This is a genomic window from Streptomyces sp. NPDC056161 (assembly GCF_042268025.1).
GTDB lineage: Bacteria > Actinomycetota > Actinomycetes > Streptomycetales > Streptomycetaceae > Streptomyces.
In genome coordinates this window covers 1-4,059 of the sequence record NZ_JBHJUV010000135.1, presented here as the reverse complement: position 1 = coordinate 4,059, position 4,059 = coordinate 1, and the positions used below count along the sequence as shown (strand labels likewise).

Sequence of the window (4,059 nt, the reverse complement as noted above, 5' to 3'; positions counted from 1 at the left end):
CAGCCCACGTCAGGGCAGACAGAAGCACCTCCGGCGCACGCCACGGGATTTACCACGCCCCCGGCGCGCACCAAAGGTGCGCTGGATCGCTGACCAGCAAGTTCAGCCGAATGCACCGAGACGAGCCACAAGCCGGAGCGATTCACCTTCACCAGCCTCTGCACGACAGCAGTCCCTCTGCCGGTGTGCTCTATCTCAGAGTCCAGCTCGGCTTTTGACACAACAAATTCGGGGAGGAATTGTGTGTATGAAGTCGCACATGTTGCGTAGCGGCGCCATCGCCGTCGTAGCGGCAGCTTCACTTCTGGCGGGTATGAACGTCGCCGTCGCAGTAGGCGACGACCAAGGGACGGTCGATAACAGTGCGGCTACCGAGGCCGCCATCAGCGGCCCTGCGACACCGCCCATCGACGTCCTCAACTTCAGCAGCAATCTGGAATTCGTGGCTGCCGGCTTCGAGTCCCGGCGTTGGTCCGACGAGCAGTACTCGCAGATCCAGTTCACCGGCTGCTGGGCAGGAACCGGCTCTCCCGACGGTGACGTCTACTCCACCGACGTCAAGGTCTGGCACGTCGTGGACTGGAGCCCTGACGAGTCTCAGGGCTCCAAGCACTTCACCAACTGCTTTGCGGGAAGCGACAAGGTCAGCAGTGGGGAGTGGCACAACGTTCCCAGAGGGGACACCTACTTTGAGATCGACAAGATCGGCGGACAGTCCAGCAACCCCTACCTGAGGCTGAGCGCCAAGAAGGTGTATGTCGACACCGCAGCAGCGGACTGATCTGACCCAGCTGAGACCAACTTGGTCAGGCCGTACCGACATTGTCGGGCGGCCTGACCGCATCCACTCACTCTCGGAGACCCGAGCTTGAAAACCCTCACCTGCCTGCGCACGAGCGCCGCCGCGTGGATCGCCCCGGTATGTATCGCCGTCGTCACCTTCTATTTCTTCAAGGCCATTCGGGACGATCCCGCCTATTCAGAGATGCGCGATGGGCTTGAGTGGGCTCCGACAATAGTGGATGCGGCAGTTGCCCCCTTCTACATGTTCGCCTACCCCATCGCTGCGGCCCTGGGTTCATGGGAAGCGGGTCGCCTGAAGCAGGGCGGCGTATGGGCGCTGGCGCCCGCGCGATCGCGGTTTCGTGTCGCCGCGCATGCCCTGCTGCCGGTCCTCGCCACCGGGTGGCTGACCTTGACGCTGCCCGTAGTCATGGGTCTGATCGACATCGGAGTCTGGCCGAGCATCGCCTCGCTGAATCCGCTGCTGATGGCGATGGCCGTGGTGGTGGCCTATATTGTGATCGGCTTCGCGATCGGCTCTCGCTTCAACCGCGTCATCTCCGCCCCGTTGCTGTTGGTTTGCGTCTTCTATCTGGTGGGTTGGTCCGCCACCAACAATCCGGCCTGGCAACGTCATCTGTCCGGAAAAATGTCCGGTGGCGTAATGATCGGCGAGGAGATTCCTTGGTCCACGCTCGCACCGCACATTCTGTTCACCGGGGCGATCGCCGCCGCCCTCGCCATCGCCTGGATCCCCACGCGGCTCGCGTGGCAACGCATCGTCCTGCGCACCGCAGCCGTACTCGCCGCCGCCGTCACGATGGTGTCCTGCCTGCGCACGGTGCAAGGTTGGGACCCCTACTTCGCCCCGCGGGTGGCCGGGCACGTCCCGACCCGCTGCGCTGGCGAAACGCCTCGGGTCTGCATCCCGGACGGCACCGGGGCGAGCCCTGCTGCGGCTGCGAAGGAGATCCGGGACAGCTTCCAGCGACTGGACAAGGCCGGTGTCACCGTCCACGTGCCGGAGAGTATTGAAGACACCCTCGGTACCGGCCGGGTAGCTGCACGCTCCACTGATCGGCATTGGCACATGCCCGTTTCCAAGCAGTGGCACAACGGTGGCGGGGAACTGCTGCGCCTATCGGTCGTGCTGCACGAGGTACGCTTCGCTTGCCGATTCACAGACGTGGTCAACTCCCGCTCCGCGAAGCTGTGGGCCGCGACCGTGGCCGGAGCTGACAAGCCTTACATTGCCTGGCAGAAGCAAGAGCTGCAGCAGTACGCGAACCCGGACGAGGTCATGCAGGTCATGAACCGTCGCGTGGCCGAGGCGCGTGCACTGTCACCGGAGCAGCAAAAGGTTTGGTATGAGAAGGAGTTGGCCAGAGCCTGCAAGGACGCGGGTAAGGACACCCGGTCATGATCTGGTGGTTCAAGGCCCGCCGTATCGCGCCCGTACTGGTGCCCAGTCTGTTGACCTGCCTTGTTGTGATCGGCTTGGCGCACGCATGGACGATCGAATTGCCAGGACTGCTCACCGGATCGCACAACAGAATCTTTCTGCTTTACCTGGTCCCGATCCTGCCTGCCTCTGCCCTCAATCTCGCGCTGACCTCTCGGCTCACTGAAGCCGAGACGGCCGCCGCGCGCGAGGTCCGTCGCTATGACCTCGCCCTGATCTGCGGCGCAGCAGCCGCCCTCACACTCGGCGGCGTGTTGATTGGGGCAGCATCCGGAGCGCCGGAAGCTTGGGCTTCGGGCCGCAATATGCTGTTCCTGACCGGTCTGATGCTTCTTGCTCACGCCATCAAAGCCGAAGCAGCGGTAGCCGCTCCATCCGCCTGGGTATTCCTCGTGATGTTCTTCGGCTTCGACCAATACCGCTACCCGTACTTCTGGTCGATCCTCCCGCACGCTCCAGGACACCTGATCTCGCTGGCAGCGGCGATTCTCACGTTCGCCGCCGGCTTGGTCGCCTTCGCCACTCAACGCCGCGCTCTGTAAGGAACTGGCTGTGTCTCTGACCCTCACCGACTGCATTTTTGGCTACGGCCGTCGCAAGCCCCTTATCCTGCGCGGCCTCACTTATAGCCTGCCGAAGGGCTTCACTATTCTTCTGGGTCCCAATGGCGCGGGAAAGTCGACGCTGCTCAAACTGGCGGCCGGTGTCACTCGTCCCGCAACCGGAACTGTGACCCTCAACGAACTGAGTTCATGCGACACGGCGTACCGGGGACGCGTGGCCTGGATGCCGCAACAGATCACCGCGATGCACGGCTTGACCGCACGTGAACAGGTCGCCTACACCGGCTGGCTCAAGGGAATGAACCGCGTTGACGCCTGGGACGCCGCAGCCCGAGCCCTCCAACAGGTCGACCTGGCCGAGCGCCAAGATGTCCGTACGAAGCAACTCTCCGGCGGGCAACTGCGCCGCGTCGGCGTGGCTTCCGCCCTCGTTCACAACGCCGACGTCCTCCTCCTCGACGAACCCACTGCCGGCATGGACCCTACTCAACGCCGTATCTTCCGTAACCTCATCCAAACCGTGACTGACGACGTCGACATCCTTATGTCCTCCCACGACGTCACCGACCTCGCCGAGGAATCACAGCACGTCACGGTCCTCACCAACGGCACAGTCACATTCACCGGCGCCACGGCTGACTTCCTCGCCCACGCACCACACGGCACCCCTACCGCTCGCCTGGCCGAAGAGGCATACGCCGCCCTTACGCCCCGCTCCTTCTGATCGCCCACTGCCAAGATCAGCCTCCCGGAGTACCACCTCTGATCCAGATGCTCGCCGACCCGGCGTCCGCGCGGCTGGGCCGCGAGTGCTTCGCGCCCGCTGACCAGCCACTTCGCCCACCAGTTATCCACGGCCTTGAGCGAGACGTGGAGCACCGCGGCAACATCCTCGCGTGTCCGGCCCGCCGCCAACGCGACCACCGCGTGCAGCTGGATTGCCTCCTGCGCCGCAGGCGACAACTGCCCTGCATCCTGAGTCAGTTCGCTCACACAGGGGACGCCGACCCAGAACCCCTACCGCTTCGGACCAATAAGCCGACGATGCTGCGATGATGGGCCTACCCGCGAGCAGGCCGAAGCCGCCCTTTGGCGGCTGAAGGATCTGCTGGCGGAAAGGGTACGACTTAACTCGGTGATGGAGGATCGAATCTGGTGTCTGACGCGTAAATATGGCCTGGTCAGGGTGGGTGTGGGCAGGGCTGGGTGCCCGGTGGTCGCGGAGGGCCGCCGGGTGTCTGGGTTTGTCGG

General features: G+C 63.9%; 4 protein-coding genes and 1 pseudogene. 4 read left to right on the top strand and 1 reads right to left on the bottom strand.

Annotation, left to right across the window (positions count from 1 at the left end):
* Positions 1-247: 247 nt before the first annotated feature.
* From ACFC09_RS45850 to ACFC09_RS45835, 4 genes are all read left to right on the top strand, one after another.
* Positions 248-781: a hypothetical protein gene (locus tag ACFC09_RS45850; protein ID WP_376539130.1), complete on the top strand. Its 534-nt coding sequence runs from the start codon at positions 248-250 to the stop codon at positions 779-781.
* A gap of 87 nt (positions 782-868) precedes the next feature.
* Positions 869-2,206, top strand: coding sequence for a hypothetical protein (locus tag ACFC09_RS45845; protein ID WP_376539128.1), 1,338 nt, complete (start codon positions 869-871; stop codon positions 2,204-2,206).
* Positions 2,203-2,787: a hypothetical protein gene (locus ACFC09_RS45840; RefSeq protein WP_376539126.1), complete on the top strand. Its 585-nt coding sequence runs from the start codon at positions 2,203-2,205 to the stop codon at positions 2,785-2,787. Before ACFC09_RS45845 ends, ACFC09_RS45840 begins: the two co-directional genes overlap by 4 nt.
* A 10-nt stretch (positions 2,788-2,797) precedes the next feature.
* Positions 2,798-3,532 carry an ABC transporter ATP-binding protein gene (locus ACFC09_RS45835; RefSeq protein WP_376539124.1) on the top strand — a complete coding sequence of 245 codons (735 nt, stop codon included), beginning with the start codon at positions 2,798-2,800 and terminating at the stop codon, positions 3,530-3,532.
* A 71-nt stretch (positions 3,533-3,603) separates the two neighbouring features.
* Here ACFC09_RS45835 and ACFC09_RS45830 read toward each other — a convergent pair.
* A pseudogene (locus ACFC09_RS45830) lies at positions 3,604-3,732 on the bottom strand (helix-turn-helix domain-containing protein); the annotation flags it as partial.
* Positions 3,733-4,059: the final 327 nt, after the last annotated feature.

Bases quoted from the DNA above. Each gene is read 5' to 3' on its own strand.
- ACFC09_RS45850 (WP_376539130.1), top strand. From the start codon at position 248: ATGAAGTCGCACATGTTGCGTAGCGGCGCCATCGCCGTCGTAGCGGCA.
- ACFC09_RS45840 (WP_376539126.1), top strand. From the start codon at position 2,203: ATGATCTGGTGGTTCAAGGCCCGCCGTATCGCGCCCGTACTGGTGCCC.